Source organism: Micromonospora sp. WMMC415, assembly GCF_009707425.1.
Classification (GTDB): domain Bacteria; phylum Actinomycetota; class Actinomycetes; order Mycobacteriales; family Micromonosporaceae; genus Micromonospora.
On record NZ_CP046104.1, the window covers coordinates 5,969,958 to 5,986,280 of the forward strand.

The 16,323-nt window shown below is 74.7% G+C and carries 17 protein-coding genes; 6 read left to right on the plus strand and 11 right to left on the minus strand.

Annotated features, from left to right (window positions below):
* Positions 1–79: 79 nt before the first annotated feature.
* Positions 80–2,281 (minus strand): ATP-dependent DNA helicase RecG, encoded by a 2,202-nt coding sequence (gene recG, locus GKC29_RS27935; RefSeq protein ID WP_155333648.1) that lies wholly within the window; start codon positions 2,279–2,281, stop codon positions 80–82.
* Positions 2,278–3,915 carry a DAK2 domain-containing protein gene (locus GKC29_RS27940; RefSeq protein ID WP_155333649.1) on the minus strand — a complete coding sequence of 546 codons (1,638 nt, stop codon included), beginning with the start codon at positions 3,913–3,915 and terminating at the stop codon, positions 2,278–2,280. The genes recG and GKC29_RS27940 overlap by 4 nt, the downstream gene beginning before the upstream one ends.
* Positions 3,916–4,092: 177 nt before the next feature.
* Between GKC29_RS27940 and rpmB the strand changes: the two genes are divergently transcribed.
* On the plus strand, positions 4,093–4,284 hold the full coding sequence (gene rpmB, locus GKC29_RS27945) for a 50S ribosomal protein L28 (protein ID WP_088963534.1): 192 nt from the start codon (positions 4,093–4,095) through the stop codon (positions 4,282–4,284).
* A 131-nt stretch (positions 4,285–4,415) separates the two neighbouring features.
* On the opposite strand, the gene GKC29_RS27950 is transcribed toward rpmB, so the two are convergent.
* Both GKC29_RS27950 and GKC29_RS27955 read right to left on the minus strand, forming a co-directional pair.
* Positions 4,416–4,883 carry a GNAT family N-acetyltransferase gene (locus GKC29_RS27950; protein WP_155333650.1) on the minus strand — a complete coding sequence of 156 codons (468 nt, stop codon included), beginning with the start codon at positions 4,881–4,883 and terminating at the stop codon, positions 4,416–4,418.
* Positions 4,884–4,911: 28 nt separating this feature from the next.
* Positions 4,912–5,865 (minus strand): thiamine-phosphate kinase, encoded by a 954-nt coding sequence (locus GKC29_RS27955; protein WP_155333651.1) that lies wholly within the window; start codon positions 5,863–5,865, stop codon positions 4,912–4,914.
* Between the two features lie 97 nt (positions 5,866–5,962).
* Here GKC29_RS27955 and GKC29_RS27960 point away from each other — a divergent pair, with 97 nt between their 5' ends.
* Entirely contained in the window at positions 5,963–6,196 is a 234-nt protein-coding gene (locus GKC29_RS27960; protein ID WP_155333652.1) for an Lrp/AsnC ligand binding domain-containing protein, read from the plus strand.
* Positions 6,197–6,835, plus strand: coding sequence for a DUF3515 family protein (locus GKC29_RS27965; RefSeq protein ID WP_370463285.1), 639 nt, complete (start codon positions 6,197–6,199; stop codon positions 6,833–6,835).
* A gap of 124 nt (positions 6,836–6,959) precedes the next feature.
* Here GKC29_RS27965 and GKC29_RS27970 read toward each other — a convergent pair whose 3' ends face one another.
* Positions 6,960–8,066, minus strand: a complete 1,107-nt coding sequence (locus GKC29_RS27970; protein ID WP_155333654.1) for a D-alanine--D-alanine ligase family protein — start codon at positions 8,064–8,066, stop codon at positions 6,960–6,962.
* 187 nt (positions 8,067–8,253) lie between these two features.
* Here GKC29_RS27970 and GKC29_RS27975 point away from each other — a divergent pair, with 187 nt between their 5' ends.
* On the plus strand, positions 8,254–9,507 hold the full coding sequence (locus GKC29_RS27975; RefSeq protein WP_155333655.1) for a 26S protease regulatory subunit: 1,254 nt from the start codon (positions 8,254–8,256) through the stop codon (positions 9,505–9,507).
* A gap of 52 nt (positions 9,508–9,559) precedes the next feature.
* Here GKC29_RS27975 and GKC29_RS27980 read toward each other — a convergent pair whose 3' ends face one another.
* A complete protein-coding gene (locus GKC29_RS27980; protein ID WP_155334379.1) occupies positions 9,560–9,823 on the minus strand; it encodes a hypothetical protein in 264 nt (87 codons plus the stop codon).
* A 229-nt stretch (positions 9,824–10,052) separates the two neighbouring features.
* Between GKC29_RS27980 and GKC29_RS27985 the strand changes: the two genes are divergently transcribed.
* Complete coding sequence (locus GKC29_RS27985; RefSeq protein ID WP_155333656.1) at positions 10,053–10,898, plus strand: helix-turn-helix transcriptional regulator; 846 nt, start codon at positions 10,053–10,055, stop codon at positions 10,896–10,898.
* A gap of 4 nt (positions 10,899–10,902) precedes the next feature.
* The gene (locus GKC29_RS27990) at positions 10,903–11,103 is read left to right on the plus strand and encodes a DUF397 domain-containing protein (protein WP_155333657.1); all 201 of its coding nucleotides are present in this window, start codon (positions 10,903–10,905) and stop codon (positions 11,101–11,103) included.
* Between the two features lie 182 nt (positions 11,104–11,285).
* Here GKC29_RS27990 and GKC29_RS27995 read toward each other — a convergent pair whose 3' ends face one another.
* The 5 genes from GKC29_RS27995 to GKC29_RS28015 all read right to left on the minus strand — a co-directional run bounded on the left by GKC29_RS27995 (position 11,286) and on the right by GKC29_RS28015 (position 16,214).
* Positions 11,286–12,338: an ROK family protein gene (locus tag GKC29_RS27995; protein ID WP_155333658.1), complete on the minus strand. Its 1,053-nt coding sequence runs from the start codon at positions 12,336–12,338 to the stop codon at positions 11,286–11,288.
* 177 nt (positions 12,339–12,515) lie between these two features.
* Positions 12,516–13,271: a putative protein N(5)-glutamine methyltransferase gene (locus tag GKC29_RS28000; RefSeq protein WP_155334380.1), complete on the minus strand. Its 756-nt coding sequence runs from the start codon at positions 13,269–13,271 to the stop codon at positions 12,516–12,518.
* 71 nt (positions 13,272–13,342) lie between these two features.
* Positions 13,343–14,458, minus strand: coding sequence for a cystathionine gamma-lyase (locus GKC29_RS28005; protein WP_155333659.1), 1,116 nt, complete (start codon positions 14,456–14,458; stop codon positions 13,343–13,345).
* 5 nt (positions 14,459–14,463) lie between these two features.
* Positions 14,464–15,483 carry an NAD(P)H-dependent glycerol-3-phosphate dehydrogenase gene (locus GKC29_RS28010; RefSeq protein WP_155333660.1) on the minus strand — a complete coding sequence of 340 codons (1,020 nt, stop codon included), beginning with the start codon at positions 15,481–15,483 and terminating at the stop codon, positions 14,464–14,466.
* A complete protein-coding gene (locus GKC29_RS28015; protein WP_155333661.1) occupies positions 15,480–16,214 on the minus strand; it encodes a 1-acyl-sn-glycerol-3-phosphate acyltransferase in 735 nt (244 codons plus the stop codon). Before GKC29_RS28015 ends, GKC29_RS28010 begins: the two co-directional genes overlap by 4 nt.
* Positions 16,215–16,323: the final 109 nt, after the last annotated feature.

The following is a 16,323-nucleotide window of genomic DNA, read 5'->3' on the forward strand; positions in this document are numbered from 1 at the left end:
CCCGAGCGGGGAGGGCGCGCCGACCACCGGGTCGGCGCGCCCTCCGTCATTCGGCGCCGCTCCGACCAGCCGCCGTCCGTCAGCCCTTCTCCAGGTACTCCGCGCGGTCGGCGTCGACCAGCGCGGCCACCGAGGCGGCCAGCGCCGGATGACGGGTGAGGTCGGGATCCTCCTCGACCAGGGCGATCGCCTCGGCGCGGGCGTCGCGGATCAGGTCCGCGTCGCGCAGCAACGACAGCAGCCGCAGGTGCGAGCGGCGGCCGGACTGGGTCGCGCCGAGCACATCGCCCTCCCGGCGCTGCTCCAGGTCGAGCTCGGCGAGCTTGAAACCGTCCGTCGTGGACGCCACAGCGTCCAGCCGCTCGCGGGCGGGACTGCCCTCGGTCGCCTCACTGACCAGCAGGCAGAGGCCCGGCGCGGCACCCCGGCCGACCCGGCCCCGCAGCTGGTGCAGCTGGGACACGCCGAACCGGTCGGCGTCCAGCACGATCATCACGGTGGCGTTGGGCACGTCCACCCCGACCTCGACGACCGTGGTGGCCACGAGCACGTCGAGGTCACCGCCGGCGAAGGAACGCATCACCGCGTCCTTCTCGTCGGCGGGCAGCCGGCCGTGCAGCACGCCGATGCGCAGCCCGTGCAGGGGCCCCTCGGCGAGCAGCGGCGCCACCTCGGTCACGGCGAGGGGTGGTCGGCGCCCGGTGTCGTCCTCGCGCGGCGCCTCCTCCTCGGCCTGCGCGCCGTCGCCGATCCGCGGGCACACCACGTACGCCTGGTGGCCGGCCGCCACCTCCTCGCGTAGCCGGCGCCAGGCCCGGTCCAGGAAGGCCGGCTTCTCCGCCGCCGGTACGACGTGCGACGCGATCGGGGATCGGCCCCGGGGCAACTGGGAGAGTGTGGACACCTCCAGGTCGCCGTAGACGGTCATGGCGACCGTGCGCGGGATCGGCGTGGCCGTCATCACCAGCACGTGCGGCGGATGGTCGGCCTTGGCCCGCAACGCGTCCCGCTGCTCGACGCCGAAGCGGTGCTGCTCGTCGACCACCACCAGGCCGAGGTCGGCGAAGTCGACACCCTCGTACAGCAGCGCGTGCGTGCCCAGGACGATGCCGGCGGCCCCACTGCGCACCTCGCCGAGGGCGCGGCGGCGGGCCGCCGCGCCGAGCGAACCGGTGACCAGCTCCACCCGCGTGGCGTGCTCGGCCGCGTCCAGCTCACCGGCCCGGCCGAGCGGCCCGAGCAGGTCGAGGATGCCCCGGTGGTGCTGGGCGGCGAGCACCTCGGTCGGGGCGAGCAGGGCGGCCTGCCCGCCCGCGTCGACCACCTGGAGCATCGCGCGCAGCGCGACCACCGTCTTGCCGGAGCCGACCTCACCCTGGAGCAGCCGGTGCATCGGGTGGGCGGTGGCCAGGTCCGCGGCGATCTCCGCGCCGACGTCGCGCTGGCCGCCGGTCAGCTCGTACGGCAGGCGGGCGTCGAACGCGTCGAGCAGGCCACCCGGCGCCGCGGGGCGGGGCCGGGCCGGACGGGCGGCGGACCGGTGCTTGCGCTGCACCAGCGTGAGCTGCACGGCGAACGCCTCGTCCCACTTGAGCCGGCGCCGGGCCCGGTAGAGCGCCTCCTTGCTGGACGGGCGGTGGATCTCCCGCAGCGCGGTGTCGAGCCCCACCAGGTTGCGGGTGGCCCGCACGGTGGCCGGCAGCGGATCGTCCGGCGGGGTGACCGTGTCCAGCACGACCCGGACGCAGCGGGCGATCACCCACGTCGGCACGGCGGCCGCGGCCGGGTAGACCGGGATCAGCGCGCCCGCGAACTCCTCGACCTCCTCGCTCGCCGCCGCCTCGCCCTCACCGCCGGAGCCGAGCAGCACGTACTCCGGGCCGTTGAGCTGCCGCTTGCCCCGGAACTCGGTGACCTTGCCGGCGAACAGCCCCCACCGGCCGGGGCGCAGGTCCCGCTCGCGCCAGGCCTGGTTGCCGAAGAACGTCAGGGTGAGGGTGCCCCCGGAGCCGTCGCCGACCGTCACCTCCAGCAGGTTGCCCCTTCGCTGCCGCATCGGCCGCACGGCGGTGCGCTGCACCTGGGCCAGCACCGTGACCTGCTCGCCGACGTCGAGCGAGCGGATGTCGGTGTGCTCGCCGCGCTCGTCGTACCGCCGGGGGACGTGGTAGAGCAGGTCGCCCGCGGTGTGCAGGTCGAGGTGGCCGGCGAGGGCCTTCGCCGTCTTCTCGCCGACCAGCTTCTTGAGCGGGGTGTCGACCGTGGCCTGCTCGGACGTCATTCGACCCCCACCAGGAGCGGGTAGTACGGCTGGCCACCCGGGTACGCGTGCACCTCGACGAACGGCCAGGCCCGGGTGACGTGGTCGCGCACGGCGTCGGTGAGGCCGGCCGGGGCGTCCGCCCCGGACAGCAGCGTGACCAGCTCGCCGCCGCCACCGAGCATCCGGTCGACCACGGCGGTGCAGGTGTCCAGCAGGTCCGACCCGATCAGGTGCACCTCCCCGTCGACGAGGGCGAGCACGTCACCCGGACGGCAGGGGCCGGCGACGGTCAGCGCCTCCCGGCTGGCGTGACAGACCTCCGCGTACCGGCAGGCACCGGCGGCCTCGGCCATCGCGATCACGTCGTCCTCGAAGCGCCGGCCGGGGTCGCGGACGGCGAGGGCGGCCAGGGCCTGCACCGGCGACCGGGTCGGCACCACGCTGACCTTGACGCCGAGCCGGTGCGCCTCCTTGGCCGCGTTGCTCGCCACCGCCTGCGTGTTCGGGTCGTTGGGCAGCACCACCACCCACGCGGCGCCGGTCGCGCGGATCGCGTCGAGCAGCTCGCCGGTGGACGGGTTGCCGGGCACCACGGTCGCCCCCTCGCCGGCGAACAGCTCGGCGATGCCGGCCCCGGCGGCCACCACCACGGCGGCCCGGCCGGCCGGGACCGTCGGCGCCTCGTCCGGTGGGCCGGCCGGACCCGGCCCGACCTGGTCGGCGAAGCGGGTCACGGTGATCCGGTGCGGGCGGCCGGCGACGACCCCCGCCTCGATCGCCGCGCCGACGTCGTTGACGTGCACGTGCACGTTCCACGTGCCGACGGAGGCGACGCCGTCGCCCACCACCACCAGCGAGTCGCCCAGGCCGGCCAGCTCCTCCCGCAGCCGCCGCACCGCCGCCGGCTCGGCGTCGAGCAGGTACTGCACCTCGTACGCGTACGCCTCGGAGCCGGTCTCCCGGACGGCGGTGGCCGGCGGGCCCGCCGGGCGCGGCGGCGCCGCCGCCGGATGCTCCGGGCGCTCGCCGGTGACGACCTCGACCAGGGCGTCGAGCAGCAGGCAGAGGCCTCGGCCACCGGCGTCGACCACGCCGGCCCGGGCCAGCGCGGGAAGTTGCTCGGGAGTGCGGTTCAGCGCATGGCCCGCCTCGTGCGCCGCGGCGCGGGCCACGGCGCGCAGGTCGTCGCTGTCGGCCCGCTCGGCCGCCCCGGCGGCGGCGGCCACGACCGTGAGCAGCGTCCCCTCCACCGGGGTGGCGACGGCCGCGTACGCGGCGGTGGTCGCGTGGCGCAGCGCGGCGGCCAGCTCGCGCCCCCGCACGGCGGGAGCGGCGGCCACCGCGTCGGCGAAGCCGCGCAGGATCTGCGACAGGATCACCCCGGAGTTGCCCCGGGCGCCGAGCAGGGCGCCCCGGGCCATCAGCCGCAGCGCGTGCCCGTGCGGGGTCGGCGCGTCGCCGGGGAGCGTCTCCAGGTCCATCGCCAGCGCCTGCTGCGCGGAGGTGAGGGTGAGCACCAGGTTGGTGCCGGTGTCGCCGTCGGGCACCGGGTAGACGTTGAGATCGTCGATCTCGCCCTGGTGCCGCTTCAGCGCGGCCAGCCCGCCCGCGCACCAGCGGCGGACCGCGGCGGCGTCGAGGGTGTCCAGCACGGCGAGTAGCCTACTGGCGCGCACCGACACGTGCCGGGGGTCGGCGGGTGGCGCCCGGCGTGTCCGGCCGCGCCGGGGGCGATTGGTCGCCGGGCCGGGGTATCGGGTAACCTGACCAGGTTGCCCGGGCAGCGCCTGGCGGCGACCTCATGAACGTTTCAATCCCAGGAGTATCCCGTGGCTAGCGTGTGCGACGTCTGTGGCAAGGGGCCGGGCTTCGGCCACAACGTGTCCCACTCGCACCGGCGGACCAACCGCCGCTGGAACCCGAACATCCAGTCGGTGCGGACCCCGGCCGGTGGTGGCAACACCAAGAAGATGCAGGTCTGCACCTCCTGCATCAAGGCCGGCAAGGTCACCCGCGCCTGACGCGGTAACAGCTCGGCGAAAGCCGGCGGACCCCTTCGGGGCCCGCCGGCTTTGCCGTGTCCGGGTACTGGTGAGTGGTGTTAGGAAGGGACCCTTTTAGTGCACCAGGCGTCAAGAAGGGGCCCTTCCTTTCACAGTGTGCGGGAGAAGGAGATGCAACCTGGGGCGTCCTTGTAGAAGCCGAAGTTGGGGATGCGCTCGTAGCCGGCCGAGGAGTAGAGGGCGATCGCCTCGGGCTGCTTGTCGCCGCACTCCAGGACGATCCGCTTGCGGCCCTGCTCGCGCGCCGACCGCTCCACCGCCGCCAGCACCGCCCGGGCCACGCCCCGGCCCCGCGCCTCGGGGGCCACGTACATGCGCTTCAGCTCGGCGACGTCCCCCTCCGCTCCGTGGCTGCGCCAGCCGCCGCAGCCGACCGGCCGGCCGTCGAGCAGGGCGACCAGGAACGTGCCGGCCGGCGGCTCGAACTCGGCCGCGTCCACCGGGGTCTCGTCGCCGCTGCCGCCGTACCGCTGGCCGAGGTCGGCGAGGGCCGCCCGGATCAGCGCCTGCGACTCGGGCGCGTCGAAGCGGGCGGCGTGGATCTCCAGGTTCTGCACACGTAAAGGGTACGACCGACCTGGGCCCTTACCGGAAGTGGTCCCAGCCGGCGGGGCCCTCCCACTGCCGCCCGTCCACCGTCACGCCGGAGCCGGCCGTGACCGTGCCGACCGGCCGCCACCCCTCGGGCAGCGGCGCCGTCGGGGGGAAGGTCGCCGCGAGGGCGTGGTCCTCGCCACCGGCCAGCAGCCAGGTGTACGGGTCGACGCCGAGCGCCTGGGCGGCATCGCGCATCTGCCGGGGCACCTCGAACGCGTCCCGGCGCACGTCCACGGCGACCCCGCTCGCCCGGGCGATGTGCCCGACGTCGGCCAGCAGCCCGTCCGACACGTCGATCATGGCGGTCGCGCCGGCCTCGGCCGCCTGCGGACCGGCCGCGTACGGCACCTCGGGCCGCCGGTACGCCTCGACCAGCAGCCGGGGGGTCCGGAAGCCCCGGGACAGCACGGTGAGCCCGGCCGCCGCGTACCCGGTCCGGCCGGCGAGGGCCACCACGTCCCCGGGCCGGGCCCCCGCCCGGGTCACCGGGGCCCGGCCATTGAGATCACCGAGCGCGGTCACCGCGATGGTCAGTGTCGGACTCGACGACATGTCCCCGCCCACCACGCTGGCGCCCACCGTGGCCGCCTCGGCGGCCAGCCCGTCCGCCAGTTCCTCGGCCCAGGCGGTCGCCAGGTCCGCCGGCATGCAGAGGGCGACCAGCAGGGCGGTCGGCCGCGCGCCCATGGCCGCCACGTCGGCCAGGTTCGCCGCGGCCGCCCGGTGGCCGATGTCACGCGCGCCGGACCAGTCCCGCCGGAAGTGCCGCCCCTCCACCAGTACGTCGGTCGAGGCGACGACGCGGGCGTCGGGTGCCGCCACCACCGCCGCGTCGTCCCCGGGACCGAGCAGAACGGTCGATCCGTACGACAACCGGGCGGTCACCCGGTCGATGAGACCGAACTCTCCCACCCCCACGACGCTCGTGCCGTGCTCGCTCACCGCTTCTCCTTGACCACCGATCGGATTCAGACCTGGTCCGTAAGGTACTTTCTCCCTTCGGGCCGCTCACGCAGCGGCGACGGACGGAGGTCTAGTCGTGGTTCAGGCGTACATCCTCATCCAGACTGAGGTCGGCCGGGCGCGTGACGTGGCCGGTGAGATCGCGGACATCCCCGGCGTGGTACGCGTCGACGCCGTCACCGGGCCCTACGACGTGGTCGTGCTCACCGAGGCGAACACCGTCGACGAGCTCGGCAAACTCATCGTCAGCAAGGTGCAGATGGTGCCCGGCATCACCCGCACCCTCACGTGTTCGGTGGTGCGCCTGTAAGTGGACAAGATGACCGACTCCTCCGTGACCGACGACACCCGCGACGAGACGAGCGAGCCCGCCGCGGCACCGGGCCGCGACCGGCCCACCCGCGGCGCCGCCCTGATCGCGACGGCGGTCGCGCTGCCGGTGACCGTGCTGGTGGGCGCGCTGGCGTTCGCCCAGCTCACGCCGGACGAGCCGGCGGCGGGGCCGACCCCGTCGGCGTCGGCTCCCCGGGCGCAGTCCACCGCCCCGGTCGAGATGGCCGCCCCGCCCCTGGCCGAGCGGCCCGCCACGGTCTGCCGCGCCCTGCTCTCCCAGCTGCCACCGACCATCCGGGAGCTGTCGCAGCGTCCGGTCACCGCGGGCGCCGAGCAGAACGCCGCGTACGGCGACCCGGCGCTCACCGTCGCCTGCGGCGGCGCGGAGCCGACCGTGGGCGCCACCGACGACGTCTGGCTGGTCAACAAGGTCTGCTGGCACGGACGGCAGGAGAGCGACGCCACCGTGCTGACCACGCTGGACCGCGAGACCGCGGTGGTGGTCCGGGTGCCGCGGGCGTACGAGCAGCCGTTGCAGTGGGTCTCCCCCATCTCCGACACGATCGTCGCGTCGGTCCCGTCGGCCGGCCCCGCGCCCTCGGGCTGCCGGGGCTGACCCGTACGCACCGCACGCCGCCGCGCCCGCTGCGAAGCGCGTCTCCGTCAGGAGTGGCCTCCCGCGCCTCGCGGAGGCCACTCCTTCCGGAGGGCGCGGATCCACCGCGGGGTGGTGGGCGGCCTCAGTGCAGGCCGACGCCCCGGTGAAGGGCGGTGCGGATGAGGCGGTTGACGAGCTTCGGGTACTCCAGCCCGGAGGCCGCCCACATGCGCGGGAACATCGACGACGGCGTGAAGCCCGGCATCGTGTTGATCTCGTTGAGGTAGACGTCGAGCTCCGGGGTGACGAAGAAGTCCACCCGGGCCAGGCCGGCACAGTCGATCGCGGTGAACGCGCGGACCGCGTACTCCTGGATCTGGCGGGTCACCCGCTCCGGCAGGCCGGCCGGGATGTCGTACTCGCAGGCGACGTCGGCGTCGATGTACTTCGCCTCGAAGTCGTAGAAGTCGTAGTCGCCGACCACCCGGACCTCGGCGAGCACGGACGCCTCGGGCGCGCCACCGGCCTCGCCCTCCAGCACCCCGCACTCGATCTCCCGGCCGGCGATCGCCCCCTCGACGAGCACCTTCGGGTCGATCTGGCGGGCTACGGCGACCGCGTCGTCCAGCTCCGCCCAGTCGCTGACCTTCGTGATGCCGAAGGACGAACCGGCCCGGGAGGGCTTGACGAAGACCGGCAGGCCGAGGCGGCGCTTGTCCTCCTCGCTCAGCGTCATGCCGTTGCGGAGCACCACGTACGGGCCGACGGGGATGCCCTCGGCCGCGCAGAGCTTCTTGGTGAACTCCTTGTCCATCGCCGCGGCGGAGGCGAACACGTTCGCCCCGACGTACGGGATGCCGGCCATCTCCAGCATCCCCTGGATGGTGCCGTCCTCGCCGTACGCGCCGTGCAGCACCGGGAAGACCACGTCCACGTCGGCGAGCGCCCGGGGACCCTCGGTCGGGTCGAGCACCATCAGTCCGTTGCCGGTCGGGTCGGCGCGCAGCACGATGTCGGTGCCGGACTCCGCGGTGATCTCCGGCAGCCGCCGGGCGCTGATCGCGAGGTGCCCGGGGTCGCCGCTGGTCAGGACCCACTGGCCGGCACGGGTGATGCCGACCGGCACGACCTCGTACTCGTCGGGGTCGAGTGCCGCGAGCACACTGCCGGCGCTGACGCAGGAGATGCCGTGCTCCGGGCTGCGGCCGCCGAAGACGATCGCCACGCGGGTCCTGCCTGGGGTGGTCATCGGCCCTCACCTCTTCGTACCCGACTCGCGCTCACCCGGTTGACCTTACTGTGCGTGGCGAGGGTCGGCGGGCCATACCCGGGCAGAGGTCGGCGTGGTCAGCAACCGGTCGATCGGTGCTACACGGTGCGTAACCGGACCGTCAGGTCCACCGGGGCCTGCTCCCGCCCGTTACGCTGCTCGTCCTATGAGCTCCGACGCCCTCATCGACTCGCTCTCGGCGGCCCTGGACGGCCGACCGGACGACCTGCCGCTCCGCCTGCACCTCGCCGCGCTGCTGCTGGACGCCGGCCGGAGTGGTGAGGCGATCGCGCAGATCGGCCAGGCGCTCGCCCGCGATCCGGGCAGCGACGAGGCGCAGGCGCTCATGCAGCGGGCGCTGACGGGTCGCGTACCCCCGCCGCCGGCACCGACCCCGGCGGTCCCGCAGCCGGCCGGAGACGCGGCCGGCGCGACGGCGGATCCGCTCGCCGCCTACGAGCAGGAGCTGGCGGACGTGGTGCCGCCGCGCTTCGCCCGGGCGGGCGACGAGCCGGAGCCGGTGGCCGGGGACGCGGACCGGATCTACGACGTGGAGGTCTCCGCGATCCGGCTGGCCGACGTCGGCGGCATGGCGGCGGTCAAGGAGCGGCTGGAGCTGGCCTTCCTCGGCCCGTTGCGCAATCCGCAGCTGCGGAAGATGTACGGCAAGAGCCTGCGCGGCGGCCTGATGCTCTACGGGCCGCCCGGCTGCGGGAAGACGTTCCTCGCCCGGGCGGTCGCCGGGGAGATGGGCGCCAGGTTCATCTCGCTGTCCATCGTGGACGTGCTCGACATGTGGATGGGCAACTCGGAGCGCAACCTGCACGAGCTGTTCGAGGCGGCCCGCCGCAACGCCCCCTGTGTGCTCTTCCTCGACGAGGTGGACGCGCTCGGCCACAAGCGCTCCCAGGTCAGCTCCAGCTCGATGCGGACGCTGGGCAACCAACTCCTGGCGGAGCTGGACGGCATGGAGGGCAGCAACGAGGGCGTCTTCGTGCTGGCGGCCACCAACACTCCCTGGGACGTGGACCCGGCGCTGCGCCGTCCGGGGCGGCTGGACCGGGTGGTGCTGGTGCTGCCACCGGACGCCGAGGCCCGACGGTCCATCCTGGAGTACCACCTGCGGGAGCGCCCGATCGCCGCCATCGATCTGCGCAAGGTGGTCGCCGCCACGGAGGACTTCTCCGGCGCCGACCTCGCCCACCTGTGCGAGACGGCCGCCGAGTTCGCGATGGCCGACTCGGTGCGGACCGGCGAGGTGCGGATGATCGAGCAGCGTGACCTGGACCGGGCGCTCAAGGAGGTCCGGCCGTCGACGCGGCCGTGGATGGCGACCGCCCGCAACGTGGCGATGTTCGCCAACGAGGGCGGCGTCTACGACGACCTGGTCGGGTACCTGAAGAAGCGCCGGATGCTCTGAGCGACGCGGTGGGGACGGCCCGGCGGGTTCCGGCAACCCGCCGGGCCGTCGTCTATCCGCGGCCGTGCCGCCGGCCGATGGCGATCACCTTGACCCGCTGCCGGCCCGCCCGCACCATGCCCAGCGCCATGAACGCCCCCGCGATCCGGTCGGCGGCCTCGCGACTGCTCGCGCTCACCACCTGACGCCGCCGCTCCGGGCTGCTGCGCTCGTCGCGGTCGCCGTCGTCGGAACGCACGTCGGTGAGCACCACCAGGAACCGGGTCAGCGCCGAGCCGTTGGCGCGCTCGGGTCGGGGCTGCTGGGCGTTACGCACGTCGAGTCCCTTCGGCTGGCCGGCCACCGGGCGTGGCACGCGGCGATCGGGTACGGGGGAGAAACCCGATCGCCGCGCGCCCCATCCCCTCCGGTCACTCACCGTCGCCGTCGCCACGACAACCGCCGGTGAGGACTTGATGACAGATTGGCATCACGACGGCCATGAATGCAACTCTCACCCGCGTTCTCTCATGTACAGGTTCCCGGAGATGTGCGACGATCGATGCATGGCTCCGAAGACCGCCCGCGCCCGCCGGTTGGGCATCGCCCTGCGTACGCACCGGGAGGCCGCCGGGCTCACCCTGGAGGCCGCGGCGGACGAGATCAACAGCACCCGCAGCACCCTGTCCCGCTACGAGAACGCGCAGACGCTGGTCAGCCCGGCCACCGTCCGCGCCCTGCTCACGCTCTACGGAGTGGCGCCGGACGAGGTGTCCGCGGCCGTGCAGCTCGCCAAGGACGCGCGCAAGCCCGGGTGGTGGGTGTCCTACTCGTACCTGCTCGACCGGCGCACCATCGACTTCATCGCCCTGGAGGCCGAGGCCACCGGCATCGCCAACTTCGAACCCTCGGTGGTGCCCGGCCTGCTCCAGACCGCCGACTACATCCGGGGGGTCATGCGGGGCGGGCCGCACACCCTCGGGGACGAGCAGGTCGAGCAGCGGGTGCAGCTCCGGCTCGACCGGCAGCAGCGGCTCGTCGCCGACGCCCCGCCGATCTTCGACGCGATCATCGACGAGGGCGCGCTGCTACGGCCGGTGGGCGACCGCACGGTCATGGAGGCCCAGCTCCAGCACCTGCTGAAGATGGGCGAGCTGCCCAACGTCACCATCCAGGTCATCCCGCTGGCCGCCGGCTACCACCGGGGCACCCGCGGCTCGCTGCACATCCTCGAGTTCGCCGACCCGGAGGACCCGATCATCGCCTCGGTGGAGACCGTCGCCGGGCAGATGGTCCTGGACCGGCCGGGCGACCTGCGTACCTGCACCAAGATCATGGAACATCTGCGGAGTGTGGCCCTGAGCCCGGCAGCCAGCCGCGACCAGCTCCGGCAACTCATGAAGGGACGGTAGGACGATGACCCCGACGACAAACGCGGAGCTGGCCCGGGCCGGGTGGCGCAAGAGCAGCCACAGCGGCGACGAGGGGGCGTGCGTCGAGATCGCGACGCTGCCCCGCGTGGTGGGCGTCCGCGACTCCAAGGACCCGGCCGGCCCGGTGCTCCTCTTCCCGCCGCACGCCTGGGCGAGCTTCGCCGGGGCACCGCCCCACCGCTGACCCCCGCCGGCGCGGGCGGTGACGGTCCCTCCACCGCCCGCGTCGCCGGGCCCCGGCCACAGCTGCGTCGCCGTCCGGTCCCGGCCGCGTCCCCAGGCCAGGCCGGGGCCGGACGCGTCGCCGGGCCGGGGCCGGCGGCGACGTCCGGCCCCGACCGGGCGGTGACCTCGGCCGGGTGCCGGCTACCCGCCGACCAGCGGCTGCGGGGCCGGTTCGGCCCGCAGCGCCTCCAGCGCCGCGATGGCCACTCCGCGCGCACCGGCCATGTCCCGGTCCGGCACCAGGGCGAAGGTGGCCACGGCGGCCTGTTCCGCCCGCAGCACGGTGTGCTCCCGCACCGTCGCCAGGAACCAGTCCCGGAACTCCGGCGCCGCCTCCACCACCCCGCCCCCCACGAAGTACGCGTCGGGATCGGTGAAGTTGGCGGCGAGGGTGAAGAGCCGGCCGATCGCCATGGCCTGCTGGGTGAAGATCTCCCGGGCCAGCGGGTCACCCCGCTCGCCGAGCCCGCGAACCAGCTTCGCGGCCCGCTGCGGCGGCTCGGCGGCCAGCGGATGCCCGGGAAAGCGGGTCAGCCAGTACGGCAGCAGGTTGCGCGCGATCCCGATCAGGGAAGCGACGCTCTCCGCGTCCCCGGTGAAGCCGCAGGCGCAGGTGGGCTGCGCCTGGCCGGGCCCGAGCAGCCCGTCCATCGGCAGGTGCACGTGCCCCAGCTCGCCCGCCATGCCGGCCGCCCCGGCGATCACCCGGCCGCCCTCGACCACACCACCGCCCAGCCCGGTGCCGACGATGGCCGACACCGACGAGCGGCGCATCGCGTCGGTGCCGAAGTACGTGTGGTGCGCGTAGAGGGCGGCGGCGTTGCCGTCGTTGAGGTACGCCACCGGCAGGCCCAACCGCCGTTCCAGCGCGCCCCGCACGTCGTAGCCCCGCCACGCGGGCTGGGAGAAGTTCGTCGAGCCACGGGAGGAGATGACCCCGGTCGCGCTCGCCGGCCCCGGCGTGTCCAGGCCCACCGCGCGGACGAGCCCCCGGGGCACGCCGGTCGCGGCCAGCGCCCCGTCGAATGCCCGGGCGAGGGCCTCGATCGCCGACTCCGGGCCGGCCTGCACCTGGCTCGGCGTCTCCATCAGCCCGTCGACGAGGAACCGCCCGTCCACGGTGAGAACCGTGGCGTTGTTGCTGGTGCCGCCGTTGTCCAGGCCGACGACCACCGGCACCCCTGCGCTGCCCACGAAACTCCGCCCTCCCGCCCTCGTGACCTGACGTGAGGCTAGTTCCCGTCCCGACGCCCCGCCACGCCCCGCCCCGTCCCTTCCCCGCCCGACCCCGCCAGGACATGCGGGCCGCCGCGGGTGGAACGTTAAGAAGGGGCCTTTCCTCTACCGCAGGCGTTAATAGGGGGCCCTTCCTTACCGAGGGCGCTGGGCGGTGAGGGCTGTGCCGTTGAGGTCGTCGTTCCGGATTGCCGTCGGCGTCAGGCCGAGGTCCGCCAGGAACGCCTCCAGGGTGGCCACCTGGTTCGCACCGGCCTCCACGACCAGGTGCCCGCCGGGCGCCAGCCACCGCGCCGCGCCGGCCGCGACGCGGCGCAGCACCGCCAGGCCGTCCGGGCCGCCGTCGAGCGCCACCCGCGCCTCGTGCAGCCGGGCCTCGGGCGGCATCAGCCCCACCGCCTCCGTCGGCACGTACGGGGCGTTCGCGACCACGAGGTCCAACCGGCCACGCCACTGCGGCGGCAGCGGATCGAACAGGTCGCCGGTGTACACCGGTACGCCGTACCCGGCCAGGTTGCGCCGGGCGCACGCCACCGCCGCCGGGTCGACGTCCACCGCGGCGTGGAAGCGGGGCGCGAGCTGACCGGCGAGCAGCATGCTCAACGCACCGGAGCCGCAGCACAGCTCCACCACGGCCGGCGCCGGGCCGGTCAGCGCAACCGCGGCGGACACCAGCAGCAGGCTGCGGGCACGCGGCACGAAGACGCCGGGGTCGACGGCGACCCGGATCCCGCCGAGGTCGGCCCAGCCGAGGAGGTGCTCCAGCGGCTGCCCGGCCAGCCGGCGCGCCACCAGGTCGGCCAGCGCGTCGGGAGTGGCCGCGGCGGCGACCAGCAGCTCCGCCTCGTCCTCGGCGTAGACGCAGCCGGCGGCGCGCAGCCGCGCCACCAGGTCCGGTGCGGCGGCGCCGGCGGCGGGTGACGTCGGAACGGGCGCCGGGGCGCCCCGGTCGCCCGCCCCGGTCACCGGCCCGCCGTGTCCAGCGCGGCGGTCACGTCGGCGACCAGGTCGACGGTGTCCTCCACGCCGCAGGAGAGGCGGACGAATCCGGGCGCGGTGTCGTCGCCCCACTGCGCCCGGCGGTCGGCGGTGGTGTGCAGGCCGCCGAACGAGGTGGCCGCCGTGACCAGCCGGGACGCCTCCAGGAACCGCGCGACCCGGTCGGCGTCGCCCAGGTCGAACGAGAGCACCCCCGGCATCCGTCGCATCTGGACCGAGGCCACCGGGTACGCCGGATCGTCCGGCAGGCCCGGCCAGCGCAGCCCGGTCACGTCGGGGCGGGCCGCCAGCAGGCGGGCGAGGGCCCCGGCGTTCGCGGTCTGCCGCGCCAGGCGCAGGTCGAGGGTGGCCAGCGAGCGGTGCGCCAGCCAGGCGTCGAACGGCCCGGGGACCGCCCCGGTGATCGTCCGCCATCCCGTCACGGCCTCCAGCAGGTCGGCCGACCGGGTGGCGACGTACCCCAGCAGCAGGTCGGAGTGCCCGGTCAGGGCCTTGGTGCCGGAGGCCACCACCAGGTCCGCGCCGAGGTCCAGCGGCCGCTGCCCGAGCGGGGTCGCGGTGGTGTTGTCCACCGCGACCAGGGCGCCGGCGGCGTGCGCCCGGGTCACCAGCGCGGGCACGTCGACGACGTCCAGGCCCGGGTTGGCCGGGGTCTCCACGAGCACCAGGCGTACGCCGGCGAGGTCCGGGTACGGCCCGGCGGTCGGGGCGAAGACGACCCGTACGCCGATGCCGGTCAGGGTGTCCGTGGCGAACGCCCGCACCGGAAAGTAGCCGTCGGACGGGAGCACCACGGTGTCCCCCGGGCGCAGCACGGTCAGCAGCAGCCCGGTGATCGCCGCCTGGCCGGTGGCGAAGACCCGGCAGTCGCCGCCCTCCAGCTCGCCGATCGCCGCCTCCAGCAGCCGTCGGGTGGGGTTGTCCGGGCGGCCGTAGCCGTTGGGTGCCGCCGCCGGCCCCGCCCACGGGTCCAGGTGGTACGGCGCGGCGAACACCGGGCCGGGCAGGAACGGCTCCCCCGGCGCGGGCTCGGGCAGCCCGGCGCGGACGCAGCGGGTGCCGTCGTGGTCGTCCGCCATGCCCCTCACTCCGGTTTGGTCGTGCGGCTCATCAGCGCCTCGACCGCCCGCCGGGGGTCGACCCCCTCGTGGCAGACCAGTTCGACCTGCTCGGTGATCGGCATCTCCACCCCGTGCGCCCGGGCCAGGTCGCGGATCGCCAGGGCGCTCTTGACCCCCTCGGCGGTCTGCCGGGTGGCGATCCGCGCCTCCTCCAGGGTCGCCCCCCGGCCCAGGTGCTCGCCGAAGGTGCGGTTACGGGCCGACGGGGAGGAGCAGGAGGCGACCAGGTCGCCCATCCCGGCCAGGCCGGCGAAGGTGAGCGGGTCGGCGCCGAGCGCGACGCCCAGCCGGGCGGTCTCGGCCAGCCCCCGGGTCACCAGCATGGCCCGGGTGTTGTGGCCGAAGCCCATCGCGGTGGCGATCCCGTACGCGAGGGCGATCACGTTCTTGACCGCGCCGCCCAGCTCGCAGCCGATCACGTCGTCGTTGGTGTACGGGCGGAAGTACGGCGTGGTGATGGCCCGCTGCACCAGCGTGGCCCGGTCGACGTCGGTGCAGGCGACGACGGTGGCGGCCGGCTGTTCGGCGGCGATCTCGGGGGCGAGGTTGGGACCGGAGACCACCACCACCCGGTCCGCCGCCACCCCGGCGGTCTCCACGATGACCTCGCTCATCCGCTTGGTGGTGCCCAGTTCGATGCCCTTCATCAGGGACACCAGCGTGGCGTCGGGGTGCAGGTGCGGCGCCCACTCGGCGAGGTTCCCGCGCAGCGTCTGCGACGGCACCGCGAGCACGACCAGTTCCGCACCCTTGATCGCCTCCAGGGCGTCGCCGGTGGCCGTGACCCGGTCGGGCAGCACGAGACCCGGGAGGTACTCCGGGTTGCGCCGTTCGGCGCGGATCACGTCGGCGACCTGCGGCCGCCGGGCCCAGATGGTGACGTCCCGGCCGGCGTCGGCGAGGATCTTGGCGAAGGCCGTCCCCCACGAGCCGGCCCCCAGCACCGCCACGTGCCCGCTGGTTCGTTCGACAAGCTCGCTCACGCGGCGGCCTCGGGGCGCTCGGCGTGGCCTCGGCGGGCGGGGCGTTCCCACAGCGGGGGTGGGGTCTCGTCCCGGATCTCGGCGAGCAGGTCCCGCAGCCGCAGCATGATGGCGTCCGTCATCTCCTCGAGTACCGCCTTCGTCGGGGTGGCGCCCGTCCACGGGCTGAGGTCGACCGGCGGCCCGGCCACCACGCTGACCGGGATGCGCGGGCGGGGGCTGAGGCGGTTGGTCCGCGGGTCGAAGATGCGTTCCGGCCCCCACATCGCCAGCGGGATGACCGGCGCACCGGTGGCCAGGGCGAGCCGCGCCGCGCCGGTCTTGCCCTTCATCGGCCACAGGTGCGGCTCCCGGGTGGTGGTGCCCTCCGGGTAGATCACCACGGCGCCTCCCTCGCGCACGGCGGCGACCAGGGCGTCCAGCGACTTCACCGCGTCGACCGTGCCGCGCTCGACCGGGATTTGCTTGCAGCGGTGCAGGATCCAGCCGATCACCGGCACGCGGAAGACGCTGGCCTTGCCGAGGAACTGCGGCCAGCGGCCGGAGTCGTAGATGAAGTGAGCGGAGACGAGGGGGTCGGCGTGCGAGATGTGGTTCGGCACGATGATCATGCCGCCGGAGCGGCCGAGGTGTTCCATGCCACGCCAGGTCCGCCGCGTCCAGACGGTCATCACGGGTTTGACCAGCACCACGGCGAACCGTTGCCAGAACCCCAGCCTGCGCCGCGCCACCGCGCCTCCTCCTGCCGCCGTACCACCCCGCCGGTCCACCCGCCGGTGACCCCGCGAGGTGAAATCATGCCTGCTCGCCCCGGGTCCGGCCAGTGAGGGTACCGGCGTC

What these genes read in the sequence shown, in the direction of transcription:
- GKC29_RS27975 (WP_155333655.1), top strand. Translation starts at nt 8,254, where the DNA reads ATGAGCTCCGACGCCCTCATCGACTCGCTCTCGGCGGCCCTGGACGGC.
- GKC29_RS28005 (WP_155333659.1), bottom strand. Translation starts at nt 14,458, where the DNA reads ATGGCGGACGACCACGACGGCACCCGCTGCGTCCGCGCCGGGCTGCCC.
- GKC29_RS27970 (WP_155333654.1), bottom strand. Translation starts at nt 8,066, where the DNA reads ATGACCACCCCAGGCAGGACCCGCGTGGCGATCGTCTTCGGCGGCCGC.
- recG (WP_155333648.1), bottom strand. Translation starts at nt 2,281, where the DNA reads ATGACGTCCGAGCAGGCCACGGTCGACACCCCGCTCAAGAAGCTGGTC.
- GKC29_RS27990 (WP_155333657.1), top strand. Translation starts at nt 10,903, where the DNA reads ATGACCCCGACGACAAACGCGGAGCTGGCCCGGGCCGGGTGGCGCAAG.
- GKC29_RS27985 (WP_155333656.1), top strand. Translation starts at nt 10,053, where the DNA reads ATGGCTCCGAAGACCGCCCGCGCCCGCCGGTTGGGCATCGCCCTGCGT.